15 protein-coding genes are annotated in these 18,273 nt (G+C 71.0%); 8 read left to right on the top strand and 7 right to left on the bottom strand.

Annotated elements, in window-relative coordinates; translation table 11 throughout:
* Positions 1-132: 132 nt before the first annotated feature.
* A complete protein-coding gene (locus tag HMPREF1529_RS03780) occupies positions 133-312 on the top strand; it encodes a DUF3073 domain-containing protein (RefSeq protein ID WP_005054410.1) in 180 nt (59 codons plus the stop codon).
* Between the two features lie 33 nt (positions 313-345).
* Here the strand turns inward: HMPREF1529_RS03780 and HMPREF1529_RS03785 are convergent, their stop codons facing one another.
* The 3 genes from HMPREF1529_RS03785 to purM all read right to left on the bottom strand — a co-directional run bounded on the left by HMPREF1529_RS03785 (position 346) and on the right by purM (position 4,620).
* The gene (locus tag HMPREF1529_RS03785; RefSeq protein WP_016463754.1) at positions 346-1,587 is read right to left on the bottom strand and encodes an MFS transporter; all 1,242 of its coding nucleotides are present in this window, start codon (positions 1,585-1,587) and stop codon (positions 346-348) included.
* Positions 1,588-1,964: 377 nt separating this feature from the next.
* The gene (gene purF, locus HMPREF1529_RS03790) at positions 1,965-3,446 is read right to left on the bottom strand and encodes an amidophosphoribosyltransferase (RefSeq protein WP_016463755.1); all 1,482 of its coding nucleotides are present in this window, start codon (positions 3,444-3,446) and stop codon (positions 1,965-1,967) included.
* 61 nt (positions 3,447-3,507) lie between these two features.
* A complete protein-coding gene (gene purM, locus HMPREF1529_RS03795) occupies positions 3,508-4,620 on the bottom strand; it encodes a phosphoribosylformylglycinamidine cyclo-ligase (protein ID WP_016463756.1) in 1,113 nt (370 codons plus the stop codon).
* 99 nt (positions 4,621-4,719) lie between these two features.
* Between purM and HMPREF1529_RS03800 the strand changes: the two genes are divergently transcribed.
* Positions 4,720-5,328 carry a hypothetical protein gene (locus tag HMPREF1529_RS03800; RefSeq protein ID WP_016463757.1) on the top strand — a complete coding sequence of 203 codons (609 nt, stop codon included), beginning with the start codon at positions 4,720-4,722 and terminating at the stop codon, positions 5,326-5,328.
* A gap of 151 nt (positions 5,329-5,479) precedes the next feature.
* On the opposite strand, the gene HMPREF1529_RS03805 is transcribed toward HMPREF1529_RS03800, so the two are convergent.
* Entirely contained in the window at positions 5,480-5,803 is a 324-nt protein-coding gene (locus tag HMPREF1529_RS03805) for a hypothetical protein (protein ID WP_016463758.1), read from the bottom strand.
* Between the two features lie 139 nt (positions 5,804-5,942).
* Here HMPREF1529_RS03805 and HMPREF1529_RS03810 point away from each other — a divergent pair, with 139 nt between their 5' ends.
* Positions 5,943-7,268 (top strand): NAD(P)/FAD-dependent oxidoreductase, encoded by a 1,326-nt coding sequence (locus HMPREF1529_RS03810; RefSeq protein ID WP_016463759.1) that lies wholly within the window; start codon positions 5,943-5,945, stop codon positions 7,266-7,268.
* Positions 7,269-7,349: 81 nt separating this feature from the next.
* Here the strand turns inward: HMPREF1529_RS03810 and HMPREF1529_RS03815 are convergent, their stop codons facing one another.
* The 3 genes from HMPREF1529_RS03815 to HMPREF1529_RS03825 are packed head-to-tail and all read right to left on the bottom strand — an operon-like array spanning position 7,350 to position 10,353.
* Positions 7,350-8,129: a heme ABC transporter ATP-binding protein gene (locus HMPREF1529_RS03815; RefSeq protein ID WP_016463760.1), complete on the bottom strand. Its 780-nt coding sequence runs from the start codon at positions 8,127-8,129 to the stop codon at positions 7,350-7,352.
* Positions 8,126-9,211, bottom strand: a complete 1,086-nt coding sequence (locus tag HMPREF1529_RS03820) for a FecCD family ABC transporter permease (RefSeq protein ID WP_016463761.1) — start codon at positions 9,209-9,211, stop codon at positions 8,126-8,128. The genes HMPREF1529_RS03815 and HMPREF1529_RS03820 overlap by 4 nt, the downstream gene beginning before the upstream one ends.
* A complete protein-coding gene (locus tag HMPREF1529_RS03825) occupies positions 9,208-10,353 on the bottom strand; it encodes a heme/hemin ABC transporter substrate-binding protein (protein WP_016463762.1) in 1,146 nt (381 codons plus the stop codon). Before HMPREF1529_RS03825 ends, HMPREF1529_RS03820 begins: the two co-directional genes overlap by 4 nt.
* A gap of 332 nt (positions 10,354-10,685) precedes the next feature.
* Here HMPREF1529_RS03825 and kdpF point away from each other — a divergent pair, with 332 nt between their 5' ends.
* The 5 genes from kdpF (at position 10,686) to HMPREF1529_RS03850 (ending at position 18,269) form a co-directional block, all read left to right on the top strand.
* Positions 10,686-10,775, top strand: coding sequence for a K(+)-transporting ATPase subunit F (gene kdpF / locus HMPREF1529_RS03830; protein WP_016463763.1), 90 nt, complete (start codon positions 10,686-10,688; stop codon positions 10,773-10,775).
* Entirely contained in the window at positions 10,775-12,463 is a 1,689-nt protein-coding gene (kdpA, locus tag HMPREF1529_RS03835) for a potassium-transporting ATPase subunit KdpA (RefSeq protein WP_016463764.1), read from the top strand. Before kdpF ends, kdpA begins: the two co-directional genes overlap by 1 nt.
* Before the next feature lies 1 nt (position 12,464).
* Positions 12,465-14,636, top strand: coding sequence for a potassium-transporting ATPase subunit KdpB (kdpB, locus tag HMPREF1529_RS03840; protein ID WP_016463765.1), 2,172 nt, complete (start codon positions 12,465-12,467; stop codon positions 14,634-14,636).
* A 24-nt stretch (positions 14,637-14,660) separates the two neighbouring features.
* On the top strand, positions 14,661-15,281 hold the full coding sequence (gene kdpC / locus HMPREF1529_RS03845) for a potassium-transporting ATPase subunit KdpC (RefSeq protein ID WP_016463766.1): 621 nt from the start codon (positions 14,661-14,663) through the stop codon (positions 15,279-15,281).
* A gap of 435 nt (positions 15,282-15,716) precedes the next feature.
* On the top strand, positions 15,717-18,269 hold the full coding sequence (locus tag HMPREF1529_RS03850) for a DUF4118 domain-containing protein (RefSeq protein WP_016463767.1): 2,553 nt from the start codon (positions 15,717-15,719) through the stop codon (positions 18,267-18,269).
* Positions 18,270-18,273: the final 4 nt, after the last annotated feature.

Genomic DNA, 18,273 nt, shown 5'->3' on the forward strand with positions numbered 1-18,273 from the left:
GCCGGGGGCACCGTGTTATTCTGAATGCTACTCTTCCCGGCAGGAAGCCGGATCGTCAATCGCATCGTGAATGCGCCGGACGAAATGCGGGAAACCCGCATCGTCCGTGACTCAGAAATGAGGGGGTCTCGCATGGGGCGTGGCCGTCAGAAAGCGAAGCACACCAAAATCGCTCGCGAGCTGAAGTACGACACCTATAACGTGAACTACTCCGCGCTCGAAAAGGAGCTCGGACACCACGAGGAAGACCCGTACGTCGACAAGTGGGCCGATCAGTATGCCGACGACGAGGACGAGCTGGAGACAGCCTGACGCGTCGGGAGTCGCTCGCGCGCTGAGAGGCGCTCACCACGTTCCGTGACGGTGTTCCCACTCGTCCTCGATCGTGCGCGGTCTCGTCACGATCAGGCCGGTGGGGATCGTCGCGAGAAACAGCAAGCCGAAGACGGTGAGCACCGGTTGCCACTGTCCGGTCAGCTCGTGGACGACGGCGAACATGAGCGGGAACAGCGCGGCGATGCCGTAGCCGACGCTCTGCGCGAAGCCGCTGAGCGCTACGGAGCCCTCGTGCGTGCGCGAGCGCAGCTGGATGAGCACCAGCACCGCCGGGAACAACGCCTGAGGGGTACCGAGCAGCACGACCCAGAGGATCGTGGCCGCGGCGGGCGCGATCAGCATTCCGGCCACCCCCGTCAGCCCCGCGATCAGAGCGGCGGCGTACACGACGCCGACCCGACGCCACCGGGTGATCAGGATCGGCACGATGATCGACCACGGCAAGCCCATCGCACCGAACAGTGACAGCAGCGCGCCGGCCTCGGCGTGCGAGACGCCGGCGATGTCGACGAGAACGACCGGCAGCCAGGCGAAGCACGCGTAGACGCTCGCCGCGGAGATGCCGAAGGTCCCGGCCAGCGCCCACGCGAGCGCCAGCCGAGGCAGACGTCCCAACACCCCGGGCGCGGGGGCGTCGAGATCCACGGTGACGGGCGCCTGCGCGCGGGCGACGTTCGCGCGCGCCACCAGCGTCACCCAGGGCACGACCGCCAGAAGCGCGAGGATCGCCCACATGCCCAGCGAGAACCGCCAGCCCGCGGCATCCGCGACCGGCACCGCCACCAGCGGCGGCACGAACGCGGCCATCGCGAGAAGAGCGGAGTACAGCGCGGTCATCGTGCCCACGCGATCGGGGAAGTACGTCTTGATCAGCGGCGGCAGGACGACGTTGCCCACGCCCACGGCGGCGAACAGGACCGTCGTCGCCAGCAGCAGCGTGGCCGCATCCCCCGCGAGGGAACGCGCGATGAGGGCGGAGGTGACGATGAGCATGGATGCCGCCGCCAGCCGTTCCAGCCCGAACCGGCGCTCGAGGATCGGGGTCACGATGCCGAAGACGGCGAAGCAGACCGGTGGCGCGGTGCCGATGAGACCGGCCACCCATGTCGGCACGGCGAAGTCGGCCTGCACCTCCGAGATGATCGGCGACAGCGCGGCGACGGCCGAACGCAGGGAGAACGCGACGAGCACGACGCCGACGAGCGCGAGGAGCCGGCCCCGCCAGAGGGAGCGGGGGCGGGGATCGGTCACCCGATCCACCCTAGGGCGCGGGGCGCAGCACGTTTCGACTCGCTCCGCTCGCTCAACGACCGGGGGCAGCACCACCGCCGCTCAACGACCGGGGGCAGCGCCACCGCTCGTTGAGCGAGGCGCACGGCGCCGAGTCGAAACGCCGCGCGCGGCCGACGGTCAGTACCGGCCGGAGAGGGCTCGGGCGAGCCTTCCGACGACGTCCGCCACGGCACCGAGCGCCTTCGTGAGGCCGCGGGCCAGTCTCTGAGCACGAGTCGCGGGTTCACCGGATCGGCTGTTCATCGCTGCACTCACTCTCATCGAGCTGTCGCGGACGGGCGACGATGTTGGACTTAGAGTATCGGCGCCGGGGCAGGACGGGAGAAAGACCCGGGTCAGCTCTCCTGCGTGCCTTCGACCCAGGCGAGGTACTCCTCCGAGACGGTGCCGGTGACGTACCGGCCGTCGAAGCAGCTCATGTCGAGGTCCTGGACGTCGGTCGAGCCCTCGAGGATCGCGGCCTTCAGATCGTCGATCTCCTGATAGACCATGTAGTCGGCACCGAGTTCTTCGGCGATCTCGGGGATCGTGCGGCCGTGCGCGACGAGTTCGTGGCGCGAGGGCATGTTGATGCCGTAGACGTGCGGGTAGCGCACCGGCGGGGCGGCCGAGGCGAACGTGACCGTCTTGGCCCCGGCATCCCGGGCCATCTGGATGATCTCCTTAGACGTCGTGCCGCGGACGATCGAGTCGTCGATGAGCAGCACGTTCTTGCCCTTGAACTCGCTCGACATCGCGTTGAGCTTCTGCCGCACGCTCTTCTTGCGCACCGCCTGGCCGGGCATGATGAACGTGCGACCGACGTAGCGGTTCTTGTAGAAGCCCTCGCGGTATTCGATGCCGAGCTTGCGCGCAACCTGCATGGCCGCCGGTCGCGAGCTGTCGGGGATGGGCATGACGACGTCGATCGTGCCGGCGGGGGTGTACTTCGCGATCGTGTCGGCCAGGCGCTCCCCCATCCGCAGCCGCGCCTCGTACACCGAGATGCCGTTCATGATCGAGTCGGGACGGGCGAGGTAGACGTACTCGAACGAGCACGGGACCAGCTGCGGGTTCGTCGCGCACTGCTGGGTGTGAAGGTTGCCCTCGACGTCGATGAACACGGCCTCGCCGGGCTCGACGTCGCGGACGACCTCGAAGCCGCCGTTCTCCAGCACCAGCGACTCGGACGCGACGATCCACTCGTAGCGGCCGGTGGGGGCTCCCTCGGCATCCACCGCGGGGCGCGTGCCGAGGATGAGGGGACGGATGCCGAAGGGGTCGCGGAACGCGAGCAGACCGTACCCGGCGATCAACGCGATGGTCGCGTACGAGCCTTCGACGCGCTCGTGCACCCGCGTGACCGCCTGGAACACCTGCGCCGGGTCGAGCTCGAGCCCGGAGATCGAAGACTGCAGTTCGTTGGCGAGCACGTTGACGAGCAGCTCGGTGTCGGAGCTCGTGTTGAGGTGACGGCGGTCTTTGCTGAAGAGCTCCTGCGTCAGCTCACGCGTGTTGGTGAGGTTGCCGTTGTGTACCAGGACGATGCCGTAGGGGGCGTTGACGTAGAACGGTTGCGCCTCTTCCTCGCTCGACGCGGTGCCCTTCGTGGCGTAGCGCACGTGTCCGAGGCCGATGTTGCCCAAGAGGGCACGCATGTCGCGGGTGCGAAACGCCTCGCGCACCTGTCCCTTGGCCTTGAACAGGTGGAAGACGCCGCTGGTCTCGGCCGTCGCGATACCCGTCGAGTCCTGCCCGCGATGCTGCAGCAGCAGCAGCGAGTCGTAGATGTCCTGATTGACCGGGCCCTGTCCGACAACGCCGACGATTCCGCACATGTGGTGTTGCTCAATCCGTTTCTGCGCCGAGGTGGCTGATGAACCTCGGCAGCCGATGAACCTAGACGGCTGATGAATACGCGCCGACGAGACGCACGGCGCCGCCGTCCACGCCCTTGGCGCCCTGCTCGAAGTGGCCCTCCGGGCGCGCACCCTCCTGGACGACGCCGACCTGCCACGTCGCGATGCCGGCGGCCGACAGGAGGGATGCCGCGGCATCCGCCTTCTCGGCCGAGACGACGGCGACGAAACCGATGCCGAGGTTCCAGGTGCCCTCGGTGTCTTCCAGCCGCAGCCCGCCCAGGTCGGCGAGCACGCGGAACACGGGGCTGGGCGACCACGTCGAGCGGTCGAGTTCGACCCACGCCTGCGGCGGTAGCACGCGGGCGAGGTTCGCGGCGATGCCGCCACCGGTCACGTGGCTGAGCGCGTGGATCGCACCCGGCAGCGAGGTGAGAAGGTCCAGCAGCGGCAGCGTGTACAGGCGGGTGGGCTCGAGCAGCTCCTCCCCCCACGTGCGGCCGAAGTCGGCGGCGTGGGCGCCGTAGCTGATGCCCTTGCCCGCGACGATGTGGCGGACGAGCGAGTAGCCGTTCGAGTGCGGCCCGCTGGAGGCCAGGGCCAGCACCACGTCGCCCGGCTGCACGCGGTCGGCCCCGAGTACGTCACCGGCATCGACGACACCGGTCGCCGCTCCCGCGACGTCGTAGTCGTTGATGCCGAGCAGGCCGGGGTGCTCCGCGGTCTCGCCGCCGACGAGTGCCGTGCCGGTCAGCTCGCAGCCGGAGGCGATGCCGCGGACGATGTCGGCGATGCGCTCGGGGAAGACCTTGCCGCAGGCGATGTAGTCGGTCATGAAGAGCGGCTTCGCGCCGACCACGACGATGTCGTCGACGACCATGCCGACCAGGTCGTGGCCGATCGTGTCGTGCTTGTCGATCGCCTGCGCGATCGCGACTTTGGTGCCGACGCCGTCGGTCGACGTGGCCAGCAGCGGCTTCTCGTACGACTTCAGCGCCGAGGCGTCGAACAGGCCGGCGAACCCGCCGACACCGCCCAGCACCTCGGGCCCGTGGGTGCGACGAACGGCCGACTTCATCAGTTCGACGGCGAGATCTCCCGCCGCGGTGTCGACGCCGGCTTCGGAATAGGGATTCTGTGGGGCTTCTGCCACGCGAACAGCCTACCGGCAGGGGCGGGGCGCGCGGACCGTGGGAGCTGCGCAGCAGACGCACCCTGTCGCCCGGCGAACCCCTGTCCCTAGGATGGCGGCATGGCAGCCGCGGAAGCACCGGAGTGGATCGTCCGCGAGGACGCCACCCTCCCGGTCCTCGTCGCACTGTATCTGCGCCAGGTGCTCGGCATCCGCTTTCCGGAGGAGCTGCCGCACCTGCGGGGCGTCCCTCCGCGCAGCGCACCGATCAGCGAGTACGACGACCGCTCCGCGATCGAGCGGCAGTGGCGCGCGTACTGGGATCTGACGGTCGAACCGCAGGCCAACCCCTCCCCTGTACCGCTCGAACTCATCGACGGCTTCGAGACCGTGGTCGCACTTCCCGTCGAGGGCTTCGAGGAGCTCGCCGACGCGATCATGCCCCACGGGCCGGATGCCGTGGCGTATGCCCGTGCGGAACATCAGCACTACCGGTCGCGTCTGGGAACGGGAGCGTCGTACCGCGCCTACGCCAGCGCGATCGCCGAGCACGAGCGCGTCGTGGGGCGGCGGGCGCACTCGTTCGAGCTCAACGTCCAGGTGTTGCCGTTCACGCAGCGCGGCGTCTGGTGGATCGGAGCGCTCACGATCGCGGTGACCGACGGCCTGCGCGGCGACATCGCCGCCTTCGACGCCGCGGTCGCGCCGATCATCGCCGACATCGCGTAGCGGCGGCATCCGGCAGCGGCGGCATCCGGGAGCGGCATCCCCGGCTCGACCGAGCAGAGGCAATCTGCCGGGGGCAGGCCATTGCGCGGCTGATCGGCCTGTTCTGGGCAGATTGCCTGTCGCCGGCGACTCCGGGGCAAGCGGCGGGCGGTTACTCCGCGTCGTCGATCGTGATGACCTCGCGCTCGACGCGCACCTCGTGGGCACGACGGGCCAGCGAGCGGTCGAGAACGAGCGCGACCACGCCGCCGACGGCGACGCCGATCGGGATCGCGAACAGGCAGATGAACCCGAAGACCTGCGTCGTCGAGTACGAGACCCCCGTGCTCGCACTCTCATTGTCACCGCCGAAGGCGAACGTGAGCACGAGGGCGGCCAGGATGCCGACAAACGCGCCCGCCAGCAGGAAAACCGTGTACCGCGGGCTGCGGCGCACCTGCGCGGTCTCGATGCGGCGGTCGTCGGAAGGGCTCATCCCCTTATTCTCCCACCCCCGCATCGGCCGCGAGGGACAGGGGTCTGACACGTGGTCGCGGTAATCTGCGGCTATGACGGCATCCGCATCGCAGGCTCCCGACGACTCGACGAACCCGACGCACGACGCGAGGCCGCACGTGGTCATCATCGGCGGCGGCTTCGCCGGCATCAGCGCCGCGCGGGCCCTGCGTCACGCCGACGTGCGGGTGACGCTCGTCGACCGCCGCGTCTACAACACGTTCCAGCCGCTGCTGTACCAGGTCGCCACGGGCGGTCTGAACCCGGGCGACGTCACCCACTTCCTCCGCAGTCTGCGGGTGCGCCAGCCCAACCTCGACGTCGTGCACGAGCACCTGATGGAGATCGACACGGATGCCCGCACGGTGCGTCTGCTGGACGGTCAGGAGATGTCCTACGACTACCTGCTCGTCGCCAACGGGGTGACGACGGCGTATCACGGTACGCCGGGCGCGAAGGAGAACTCCTTCGCGGTCTACTCCCGCTCGCAGGCGATCGCGATCCGTGACGCCCTCTTCACACGGCTGGAGCGCGTCGCCGTGCAGGGCGAGCGCACCAAGGGCCTCTCGGTCATCGTGATCGGCGGCGGGCCGACCGGCATCGAGATGGCGGGTGCCCTCGCGGAACTGCGCGACCAGGGCCTCGAGCCGGCGTACCCCGAGCTCGACGGCGATGCGTTCCGCATCACGCTCGTGCAGCGCAGCGAGATCCTCAAGCCGTTCATCCCGAAGCTCCGCGACTACGCGGCCGCCCAGCTGCGCCGCCGCGACGTCGAGCTGCGCCTCGGCTCCGGCGTCGACGAGGTGCGACCGGATGCCGTCGTGCTCTCGGACGGCACGGTGCTGCCGTCCGATCTCACCGTGTGGGCGACGGGCGTCGCACCGCATGAGGAGGTGCGGGACTGGAGCCTGCCGCTGGACAAGGGCGACCGCATTCGCGTCGGCGAGGATCTGCAGGTCGTGGGGTTGCCGGGAGTCTTCGCCGCCGGCGACGTCGCGATCGCGCCGCAGGACCTGCCTCAGCTGGCACAGCCGGCGATCCAGGGCGGTGAGCACGTGGCGCGCCAGATCGTGCGGCTGATCGCGGGACAGCCGACGCAGCCGTTCTCGTACTACGACAAGGGACAGCTGGCGATCATCGGCCGCCGCGCCGCCATCGGGGAGCTGCCCGGCATCGCCAACCTCCCCGGGCTGCATGCTCTGCGCTTCCTCTCGAAGATCCCATTGCTGCGAAAGACGGTCACCCTCACGGGCTCGTTCGGGTGGATGACGTGGCTGTTCGTCCACATCGTGAGCCTGCTCGGCCCGCGCAACAAGCTGATGGTGCTCATCGGGCTCGTGGCGCGCTACGGCGTGCACCTGTACCGCACGCCGGTGCCGATCGTCGGCGACGTGCCCGCGATCCGCCCGTCGAAGGCGCAGCGCCGGCGCACCCCCGAGGCCTGAGCACGCCGGGCGCCGGGGCGTTTCGACTCGGCGCCCGGCGCCTCGCTCAACGACCGGGAAGCGCGCGGGGAGCGGGCCGCGTCACGACCCGCGGCGCGGGAGTACGAGAGGTCGCCCCGTGTCGGGGTCGGCCAGCACCCGCACCGGCGTCCCGTACACGTCCTCCACCCGCGCCGCGGTGAGCACTCGCTCGGGGGCGCCGGAGGCGACCAGACGGCCCCCGTCGAGCATGGCGACCTCGTCCGCGTAGGCTCCCGCCAGCGACAGGTCGTGCAGCACCACGACGACCGCCCGTCCCGCGGCGGCGAGATCGCGTGCGATGCGCAGCACGTCCTCCTGATGGCGCAGGTCGAGCGCCGCCGTGGGCTCATCGAGCAGCACGATCCGCGTGTCCTGCGCGAGCACCCGCGCCAGACCCACCCGGGCGCGCTCACCGCCCGACAGCGAGGGGTAGGCGCGATCGGCGAGGTGCGTCACGTCGGCACGCGCCATCGCCGCCGCGATCCGCTCCTCATCGGCATCCGCCCGCTCCGTGCCGGTCCACGGCGCGCGCCCCATCTCCACCACCTCGCGGGCCGTGAACGAGAACGCGACGTGCTGCGCCTGCAGCAGCACGGCTCTCGTGCGGGCCAGCTCACGGGTGCGCCACGCGGCGAGCGGACGCCCGTCGAGCAGGACGCTGCCGGTGGATGCCGCGGCATCCCCCGTCAGCACGCTCAGCAGCGTGGACTTGCCCGCGCCGTTCGGTCCGACCAGCGCGAGCACGCGACCGTAGACGATCTCCAGACCGACTCCGGCGAGCAGCTCGTGTGCGCCGACCCGGCGACCGACCCCCTCCAGCGCGTACGCGACGCCGCTCACGCCCATCCTCCCGACCGGCGCCGGTTGCGCCGCAGCAGCGCGTAGAAGAACGGGCCGCCGACGAGCGAGGTGAGGATGCCGATCGGAAGATCGGCCGAGGGGATCACCGTGCGCGCGAGCAGGTCGGCGTACACGAGCACGACCGCGCCGCCGAGGAGCGTTGCGGGCAGCAGCGCACGGTTGGACGGGCCGAGCAGCATGCGCATGACGTGCGGGACGACGAGACCCACGAACGCGATGATCCCGATGAACGCCACCGCGACACCGGTCAGCAGCGCGACGAGCACGATGCTGACGACCCGCAGCCGCTCCACGCGCACGCCGAGGTGCGCGGCCGTGCGGTCGCCGAGCGCGAGGAGGTCGAGCGGCCGGGCGAGCGAGAGAGCGATGGCCGTGGCGAAGAGGCCGATCAGTGCGACGAGCGCCACCTCGGGCCACCGCGACCCGTTCATCGATCCGAGCTGCCAGAACACGATCTGCTCCCGCGACGCCGTGTTGCCGAGGAACATCATCACCGCGAGCGCCGCGCCCGTGAACGCGTTGACCGCGATGCCGGTGAGGATCAGCGTGACCGCCTCCGTGCGCCCCTGCGATCGCGCGGTCGCGTAGACGATGAGGGTCGCCGCGAGCCCGCCGAGGAAGGCGAGCGCCGCGGTCGTCCATCCGCCGAACGTGCTCAGCCCGAGGGTGATCGCGAGCGCCGCACCGACGGCGGCTCCCGACGACACGCCCACGACCCCGGGTTCGGCCAGGGGGTTGGCGAAGATCGCCTGCATGATCGCGCCGGCGACGGCGAGGAGCGCACCGACGAGCACGGACATCACGACCCGGGGGAATCGGATCTGCCACAGGGTCTGCTCGACGAGGGCGTCCGTCGGTGCCCACCCGTTCGGAACGCCGACGGCGCGCAGCAGCGAGCCGACGACCTCGGCCGGACCGATGGGCAGCTGACCGCTCCCGGCGGAGAGGATCACCCCGGCCACCAACAGGATCCCGGTGACGATCCCGACCACGGCGCGGCGCCCCGGGGACGAGGCCGTCGCGACGGCGGCCCTCACGAGGGGTGGCGCAGCGGCCCTCACGGCGCGGGCGCCGGGCTCGTCCCGGAGGTGGAGGGCGCGGCATCCGGAGCGTAGACGGCGCGCGCGAGGGCGTCGATCACGTCGGCCGAACGGGGCCCGAACGAGAGGATCTGCCCGTCCGCCATGTCGACGAAACGGCGGTGCTGGCCGGCGGCCGTGAGGGCGATGGCCGGCTTCGCGGCGAGCAGGCCGTCGACGCCGCCGACGGAGGCGAGGCCGTCGGTCATCACCAGGATGAGGTCGGGGTCGGCGGCGACCATCGCCTCGTCGGTGAGCGGCTGCATGCCGCGCCATCCCAGCTCCCCGGCGACATCCACGCCGCCCAGCGCCGCGATGAGGTCGTCGGCGCCCGACTCTTTGCCGAACAGGTAGTAGATACCGGCGGACCCGCGCAGGTAGACGAACGCCATGCGCACGCGGTCGGATGCCGCGGCCGGCGCGAGCCGTGCGACCTCCGCCGTCACCCGCTGGACGTCGTCCTGGATGCGCGTGGCCAGCAGCTCACCGGTCTCGGGCACGCCGAGTGCCTGCGCGACCTGCCGAGCCTGCGCGACGGCACCGGCGAACGACGTCGAGCGTTCGACGAAGACGACCGTGATGCCGACGTCGCGCAGCTGCTGGACGACGTCGGCGGGTCCGATGCTGCCGTCGGTGATGACGAGGGTCGGGGCGAGCGCGATGACGGCTTCGGCGTTGACGGAGTGTCCGCCGGCGGTGACGAGGGGCAGCTCGCGCGCCTCGGGGAAGGTCGTCGAGATGTCGCGTCCGACGAGCCCGCCCGCGAAGCCGAGGCCCGCAACGGTCGCGGCGAGCGACCCGGACAGGTCCATCGCGATGATGCGGGAGACGTCCGTCACCGTCACGGGCACGTCGCCGGACAGGTCGTGCGACGTGACGGTGACGGGCAGGCTCGGGGTGGGGCTCTCGGCCACCCGCAGGATCCGCGCGTCGGTGAGGGTCGCGGTCGACGGACCGACATGGCTGCGCGGATCGGCCAGCGGCGTCAGTTCGGTCAGCCGCGCGCGCGGCGCACTCGCCTCGGTGTCGGCGGGAGTGGCGACGGCCGCGCACCCCGTGAGCAGGGCGGCGACGAGCAGCAGAGCCGCGGCGGCGGATGGACGCGACGAGACGGAACCGCGCACGGGACCTCCTACGATCTTTGAGTAAGGATTGCCTTACCTAAGGTAGCGGATGCGGCAGGCTGCGCCGGATCGGCGTTTCGGCGCGGCCCCCGCCCGCGACGTGAGCGAGCCGTGAGGACATCGCGAGCACCCGTAGGGAAACCGTAAGGACGTCGGAAGCCGCCGCGGCAGCGGAGTTGTATCGGATCCCGTGCCCATGGTGGGCGCCCGCGCGGAATCAGCGAGCGCGGTCAGTGTCCGGGAGTTCCTGTGCTCGATGTGATCTACGTCGTCGTGACGATCGCGGTGTTCGCGATCGTCGCCCTCGTCGCGAAGGGGGCGGAGCGGCTCTGATGGACATCTTCTCGATCATCGGCGCCGTCCTCGGTGTCGCCAGCGTCGTCTACCTGGTCGTCGCCCTCGTGAAGCCGGAGCGCTTCTGATGGGCGTCGATTCCGCAGACATCTGGTTCGGCGTGCTCCAGATCGCCACCCTCATCCTGCTGCTCGCTCTGCTGTACCGCCCGGTCGGCGACCTCATGTTCCGCATCTTCACGGGTGAGAAGGATGCCGCCGCAGAGCGGGTCGTCTACCGTCTCATCGGCGTCGACGCGCGCAGCGAACAGACCTGGCAGGCCTACACCCGCGGCGTGCTCGCCTTCTCGCTCATGGGCGTGCTCTTCGTCTACGCGCTGCAGCGCCTGCAAGCCTTCCTGCCCGCTTCGCTCGGGCTCCCGGCCGTGCCGGAGGGCCTGGCGTTCAACACCGCGGCATCCTTCGTCACCAACACCAACTGGCAGTCGTACTCTCCCGAGGCGACCATGGGCTACCTCGTGCAGCTCGCCGGCCTCACCGTGCAGAACTTCGTCTCCGCCGCCGTCGGCATCGCGGTCGCCATCGCGCTCGTGCGCGGCTTCGCGCGGCGCGGGCAGAGCACGATCGGCAACTTCTGGGTCGACCTCACGCGCGGACTCGGTCGGCTGCTGCTGCCGATGGCGGTCGTGGCCGCGGTGGTCCTGCTGTCCGGCGGCGTCATCCAGAACCTGAACGGATTCGTCGACGCGCACACCCTCACCGGAGCGACGCAGTCGATCCCGGGCGGACCGGTCGCCTCGCAAGAGGCGATCAAGATGCTCGGCACCAACGGCGGCGGGTTCTTCAACGCCAACTCCGCCCACCCGTTCGAGAACCCGACGCCGTGGACGAACCTGGTCCAGCTGCTGCTGATCCTCGTGATCCCGATCTCGCTCCCCCGCACGTTCGGCCGCATGGTCGGCGACAACCGTCAGGGCTACGCGATCCTCGCGGTCATGTCGACGCTGGCGATCGCGTCGATCGCCGCGGTGAGCGCGCTCGAGGTCGCCGGACACGGCACCGCCCCGCAGCTCGCGGGCGGCGCGATGGAAGGCAAGGAGCAACGCTTCGGCATCGTCGGCTCGGCGCTGTACGCAGCCGTGACGACCCTCAGCTCGACCGGCGCCGTGAACTCGATGCACGACTCGTACACCGCCACCGGCGGCATGATTCCGCTGCTGAACATGATGCTCGGCGAGGTCGCCCCCGGCGGTGTCGGGTCGGGCCTGTACGGCATGCTCGTGCTCGCGATCATCGCCGTGTTCGTCGGCGGACTGCTCGTGGGTCGCACCCCCGAGTACCTCGGCAAGAAGATCGGCCCCACCCAGATCAAGCTCGCGAGCCTCTACATCCTGGTGACTCCGACCCTGGTGCTGGCGGGAACGGCGTTGAGCTTCGGCATCCCCGCCGTGCGGGCCGATGTCGAGGCGACGTCGATCCTCAATCCCGGCATCCACGGCATGACCGAGGTGCTCTACGCGTTCACGTCGGCCGCGAACAACAACGGCTCGGCCTTCGCCGGGCTCACCGCCAACACGCCCTGGTTCAACACGGCGCTCGGGGTGGTGATGCTGCTCGGGCGGTTCGTACCGATCGTGCTCGTGCTCGCCCTGGCCGGCTCGCTCGCCGCGCAGGAGCGCGTGCCCGCCACCGCCGGCACCCTCCCGACGCATCGCCCGCAGTTCGTCGGCCTGCTCGCGGTCGTGACGGTCGTCATCACCGCTCTCACCTACTTCCCCGTTCTCGCGCTGGGTCCCCTGGCAGAAGGTCTCTCCTGACATGAACACGTCCGCTCCGGTCCTCGACCGTCCGCAACCCGCCGGTGACGACGCCGCGTCGTCGCCCGCTCCCACCCGCCGCGCGTTCGGCTGGACACAGCTGGTCGGCGCCCTTCCCGGGGCCCTGCGCAAACTCAACCCCGCCGAGCTGTGGCGGAGCCCCGTCATGTTCCTCGTGTGGGTCGGCGCGGCCCTCACCACCGCCATCGCCATCGCCGAACCCTTCCTCGGCGGTCCGCAGAACTCGGGCGGCACGCCCGTGCCGGCCGGTTTCACCTGGGGCATCGCCGTCTGGCTCTGGCTGACCGTGCTGTTCGCCAACCTCGCCGAGTCGGTGGCCGAGGGCCGCGGCAAGGCGCAGGCGCAGGCCCTGCGCACGACCCGCACCGCGACGGTCGCGCACCGGGTGCGCGCCTACGACGCCGCCACGGATGCCGCGGCCACAGCTGCCGCCACCGACGACGTGGCCTCCTCGGAGCTCGCCCTCGACGACGTCGTGGTCGTGTCGGCCGGCGAGCTCATCCCCGGCGACGGCGACGTGATCTGGGGCATCGCCACGGTCGACGAGTCCGCGATCACCGGCGAATCGGCGCCCGTCGTCCGGGAGTCCGGCGGCGACCGCAGCGCCGTCACCGGCGGCACCCGCGTGCTCAGCGACCGCATCGTCGTGCGCATCACCTCCCAGCCGGGCCAGACCTTCGTCGACCGCATGATCGCGCTCGTCGAAGGCGCGAACCGTCAGCGCACCCCCAACGAGATCGCCCTCGGCATCCTGCTGGCCAGCCTGTCGATCGTGTTCGTGATCGTCGTGCTGACGCTCAACCCGATCGCCTCGTACGCGGCGAGCCCCGTCAGTATCCCCGTGCTCGTCGCCCTGCTGGTGTGTCTGATCCCGACCACGATCGGCGCGCTGCTGTCGGCGATCGGCATCGCCGGCATGGACCGACTGGTGCAGCACAACGTGCTCGCCATGTCGGGGCGCGCCGTCGAGGCCGCCGGCGACGTGACCACGTTGCTGCTCGACAAGACCGGAACGATCACCTACGGCAACCGCCGCGCGAGCGCCTTCGCCGCGCTCACCGGTGTCGACGGCGACGAGCTGGCCCGCGCGGCCGTGCTGTCGTCGCTCGCCGACCCGACTCCCGAGGGTGTGTCGATCGTCGAACTCGCCGCGACTCAGGGGGTCGCCCCCGCCGCACCCGAGGGATCGACTCCCGTGCCGTTCACCGCACAGACGCGCATGAGCGGTCTGGACCTGGCCGACGGCACGCAGGTGCGCAAGGGTGCGGCATCCGCCGTGCTCGCCTGGCTCGAGGCGGAGGGGCAGCCCGTGGCGCCGCAGCAGCGCGCCGAACTCCTCCAATTCACCGACGCCATCGCCCAGTCCGGCGGAACCCCGCTGGTGGTCGCCACGCTCGACCCCCGAACTGGAGGAGTTCCGCTCGGCGCCGTGCACCTGAAGGACGTCGTCAAGGAGGGCCTCGCCGAGCGGTTCACGCAGTTGCGCGCGATGGGCATCCGCACCGTGATGATCACGGGCGACAACCCGCTCACCGCGCGGGCGATCGCCGCGGAGGCGGGCGTCGACGACTTCCTCGCCGAGGCGACCCCCGAAGACAAGCTGGCGCTCATCCAGCGCGAGCAGGCCGGCGGCGCGCTCGTCGCGATGACCGGTGACGGCACCAACGACGCCCCCGCGCTCGCGCAGGCCGACGTCGGCGTCGCGATGAACACGGGCACCTCCGCCGCGAAGGAGGCCGGCAACATGGTCGACCTCGATTCCGACCCGACGAAGCTCATCGACATCGTCCGGATCGGCAAGCAGCTGCTCATCACCCGGGGAGCGCTGACGACGTTCTCTCTCGCCAACGACATCGCGAAGTACTTCGCGATCATCCCGGCGATGTTCATGGGCGTCTTCCCCGGACTCGCGGCGCTGAACCTCATGCAGCTGCACTCGCCCGCGTCGGCGGTCACCAGCGCCATCATCTTCAACGCGATCATCATCGTCGTCCTGATCCCGCTGGCGCTGAAGGGCGTCGCGTACCGGCCGGCGAGCGCCTCGCAGATCCTCGGGCGCAACCTCCTCATCTACGGCCTGGGCGGCGTCATCGCCCCCTTCGTCGGCATCAAGCTCATCGACCTCGTCGTGAGCCTTCTCCCGGGCTTCTGAGCCGGGTTCTCGAAAGGCATCGTCATGTCCACCCGTACCTCCACCCGTACATATGCCCGCCACCTCGGCGTCGCCGCCCGTGCGATGCTCGTCGCCACGGCCGTGCTCGGCATCGCGTACACGGCCGTGATCACGGGCGTCGGCCAGCTGGCCCTTCCCGCGCAGGCGAACGGCTCGCTCGTCCGCGACGCCGACGGGCAGGTCGTCGGCAGCGCGCTGATCGGCCAGTCCTTCACGGATGCCGACGGCGCAGCCCTCCCGCAGTACTTCCAGTCGCGGCCATCGGCCGCGGGCAGCGGCTATGACGGCACGGCCTCGAGCGGGTCGAACCTCGGGCCCGAGAACAGCGACCTCGTGACCGCGATCGGTGAGCGTCAGGCCGCGATCGCCTCGGCGGACGGCGTGCCGGTGGGCGACATCCCCGCCGATGCCGTCACGGCATCCGGTTCCGGGCTCGACCCGCACATCTCGCCGGCGTACGCGAAGCTGCAGGTGGCGCGTGTGGCGGCGGCGCGCGGCCTCGACCCGGCCGTGGTGACGGCGCTCGTCGATCAGCACACCACGGCGCGGGACCTCGGCTTCCTGGGCGAGGCCCGCGTCGACGTGCTCGAGCTCAACATCGCCCTCGACGCCCTCGGACGCTGACGCGTGCGGGACGGCGGCAAGCGGCGCTTCGACGCGCTGCGTCGCTCAACGAGCGGGGCCGAGTCGGAACTCGCGGGAGCAACCGGACTGCAAGGTCGACGCCGGGACACGCCGCCGGTGCGACGGATGCCACGGCGTGCCCCCCGGCATCCCTTGCAGTTCGGGTCGGTTGCGGTTGGTTCAGCTCGGGCAGGTGGCGGTGGCCGGGTCGGGTCGGTCTCGTCGGGTCGGTCTGGCCGGTTCGGGCAGGTCGGGCAGGTCGGGCAGGTCGGGCAGGTCGGGTCGGGCCTACGGCGGGAGCCCCGTCCGGGCCGCGGACCGCACCCCAACTGCAAGGTCTACGCGCCGACACGCCGCCCCCGGAAGGGATGCCACGGCGCGTCGCCGGGCATCCCTTGCCGTTCGGGCGGGCGGCGGGAGAACTAGGGTGAACGCATGAAGCGCGGCAGTCTGCGGGTGCTGCTCGGAGCCGCGCCCGGCGTCGGCAAGACGTACGAGATGCTGTCCGAGGGCCATCGCCTGCTCGCCGACGGTCGTGACGTCGTCGTGGGCATCGTCGAGACCCACGGCCGTGCGGCGACCTCGGCGCGCGCGGAAGGCCTGCCCACGCTCGGACGCCGGCGTCTGCGCCACCGCGAGGTCGAGCTCGACGAACTCGACCTCGACGGCCTGCTCGATCGGCATCCGGAGATCGCGCTCGTCGACGAGCTCGCCCACACCAACGCACCCGGCTCCCGCAACGAGAAGCGGTGGCAGGACGTCGAAGAGCTGCTGGCCGCCGGTATCGACGTCATCACGACCGTCAACGTCCAGCACATCGCCTCGCTCGGCGGAGTGGTCGCGCAGATCACCGGGGTCACGCAGCGCGAGACGGTACCGGATGCCGTGGTGCGCGCCGCCGACCAGATCGAGGTCGTCGACCTCGCACCCCAGTCGCTGCGAGATCGCCTCGCCGCCGGCGCGGTGTATCCCGCGGAGCGGATCGATGCCGCCCTGTCGAACTACTTCCGCCTCGGGAACCTCACGGCGCTCCGAGAACTCGCGCTGCTGTGGCTCGCCGACGAGGTCGACAGCGCGCTGCAGAGTTACCGCGAGGAGCACGGCATCCGCGGGGCGTGGCAGGCGCGCGAGCGCGTCGTCGTCGCCCTCACCGGCGGCCCGGAGGGCGACACGCTGCTGCAGCGCGGGGCGCGCATCGCCGCGCGTGCTGCCGGCGGCGAGCTGCTCGCCGTGCACGTGACGACGCAGGAGGGGCTGCGTGCCGCCGCTCCCGGAGCCCTCGCTGCCCAGCGCGCACTCGTCGAGTCGCTCGGCGGCAGCTACCACCAGGTGATCGGCGAGGACGTGCCGCGGACCCTCGTCGAGTTCGCGCGATCGGTCAACGCGACGCAGCTCGTGCTGGGCGCCAGCCGCCGCAGCCGCCTCGGCGCGGCGTTCACCGGCCCGGGCATCGGGGCCACGGTCATCCGCGAGTCGGGCGACATCGACGTGCACATCGTCACCCACGCCGCCGCGGGCGGAACCCTGCATCTGCCGCGCGTGACGGGCGGAGCGCTCGGCTGGCGCCGGCGCATCCTGGGTCTGGTCGTCGCGCTCACCGGCGGGCCGCTGCTGTCGTGGCTGCTGTTCGCGACCTCCAACGAGGAGACGATCACCTCCGACGTGCTCTCGTACCAGCTGCTCGTGGTCGTCGTGGCATTGATCGGCGGCATCTGGCCGGCGCTGTTCGCGGCGGTGCTGTCGGGGTTGACGCTCGATTTCCTCTTCATCCATCCGCGTTTCACGGTGACGATCGACAACCCGCTGCATGCGCTGGCGCTCGTGCTCTACGTCGTCATCGCGATCCTGGTGAGCTGGATCGTCGATCAAGCCGCACGTCGCACGCGCCGTGCTCGGCGCGCGGCCGCCGAGTCGGAGCTGCTGGCGACGGTGTCGGGCAGCGTGCTGCGCGGCGAGAGCGCCGTCCCGGCCCTGGTCAGCCGCACCCGCGAGGCGTTCGGCGTGAGCGGGGCGCGCCTGCTGGCCGGAGACGGATCCACCCAGCAGGTGCTGGCGACCGACGGCGAGCCGGTGCGCGACGGCCGGGCGATCGTGGTGCCCGTCGGCACGGATGCCGCGGGGGGCCCTCGCGCCACGCTCGAGCTGCACGGCGGCGATGTCGGCGCCCCGGAAAGACGCCTCCTCGATGTCATCACCGCCCAGCTCGCCGCAGCTCTGGAACACAGCGAGCTCACGCAGACGGCCCGCACCGCCGACGCCCTGGCCGCCACCGACCAGGTGCGCACGGCGCTGCTGTCGGCGGTCAGCCACGACCTGCGCCGCCCGCTCGCCGCGGCCATCGCGGCCGTCGGCGGCCTGCGTGCGGCGGGGCCGTCGCTGAGCGCCGCCGATCACGACGAGCTCGTCGCGACCGCCGACGAGTCGCTCGCCGCGCTCGCGGCGCTGGTCACCGATCTGCTCGACGTCAGCCGCGTGCAGGCGGGCGTGCTCGCCGTCTCGCTCTCCCCCGTCGACCTTGCGGGAGCAGTCCTCGAAGCCCTCGATGAGCTCGGCATCGGACCCGACGTCGTCGAGCTCGCGCTCGATCCGACCGTCCCTGCGGTGCGCGCCGACCCCGTGCTGCTGCAGCGGGTCATCGTCAATGTGCTCGCCAATGCGCGCCGCTACGCGCCGCCCGGCACGCGCGTGCGCATCGCATCCAGCCGGCTCGGACCGACCGTCGAACTGCGTATCGTCGACCACGGCCCCGGCGTCAGCGCCGACCGGCAGGACGACATCTTCACGCCCTTCCAGCGGCTCGGTGACACCGACAACACCACCGGGCTCGGACTCGGGCTCGCCCTGTCGAAGGGTTTCACCGAGGGCATGGGCGGCACCCTGACACCCGAGACCACGCCCGGCGGCGGGCTGACGATGGTGGTCTCGCTGCCGGTGGATGCCGCGGCATCCGACCTCGCCGCCCCGCCGGCGGCCGAGGCGGGAGGATGAGAGC

It is taken from the genome of Microbacterium sp. oral taxon 186 str. F0373 (assembly GCF_000411455.1).
Taxonomy (GTDB): Bacteria; Actinomycetota; Actinomycetes; order Actinomycetales; family Microbacteriaceae; genus Microbacterium.

What these genes read in the sequence shown, in the direction of transcription:
- kdpF (WP_016463763.1), top strand. Translation starts at nt 10,686, where the DNA reads ATGGACATCTTCTCGATCATCGGCGCCGTCCTCGGTGTCGCCAGCGTC.
- kdpB (WP_016463765.1), top strand. Translation starts at nt 12,465, where the DNA reads ATGAACACGTCCGCTCCGGTCCTCGACCGTCCGCAACCCGCCGGTGAC.
- kdpA (WP_016463764.1), top strand. Translation starts at nt 10,775, where the DNA reads ATGGGCGTCGATTCCGCAGACATCTGGTTCGGCGTGCTCCAGATCGCC.
- HMPREF1529_RS03805 (WP_016463758.1), bottom strand. Translation starts at nt 5,803, where the DNA reads ATGAGCCCTTCCGACGACCGCCGCATCGAGACCGCGCAGGTGCGCCGC.
- kdpC (WP_016463766.1), top strand. Translation starts at nt 14,661, where the DNA reads ATGTCCACCCGTACCTCCACCCGTACATATGCCCGCCACCTCGGCGTC.
- HMPREF1529_RS03850 (WP_016463767.1), top strand. Translation starts at nt 15,717, where the DNA reads ATGAAGCGCGGCAGTCTGCGGGTGCTGCTCGGAGCCGCGCCCGGCGTC.
- HMPREF1529_RS03800 (WP_016463757.1), top strand. Translation starts at nt 4,720, where the DNA reads ATGGCAGCCGCGGAAGCACCGGAGTGGATCGTCCGCGAGGACGCCACC.
- purF (WP_016463755.1), bottom strand. Translation starts at nt 3,446, where the DNA reads ATGTGCGGAATCGTCGGCGTTGTCGGACAGGGCCCGGTCAATCAGGAC.
- HMPREF1529_RS03780 (WP_005054410.1), top strand. Translation starts at nt 133, where the DNA reads ATGGGGCGTGGCCGTCAGAAAGCGAAGCACACCAAAATCGCTCGCGAG.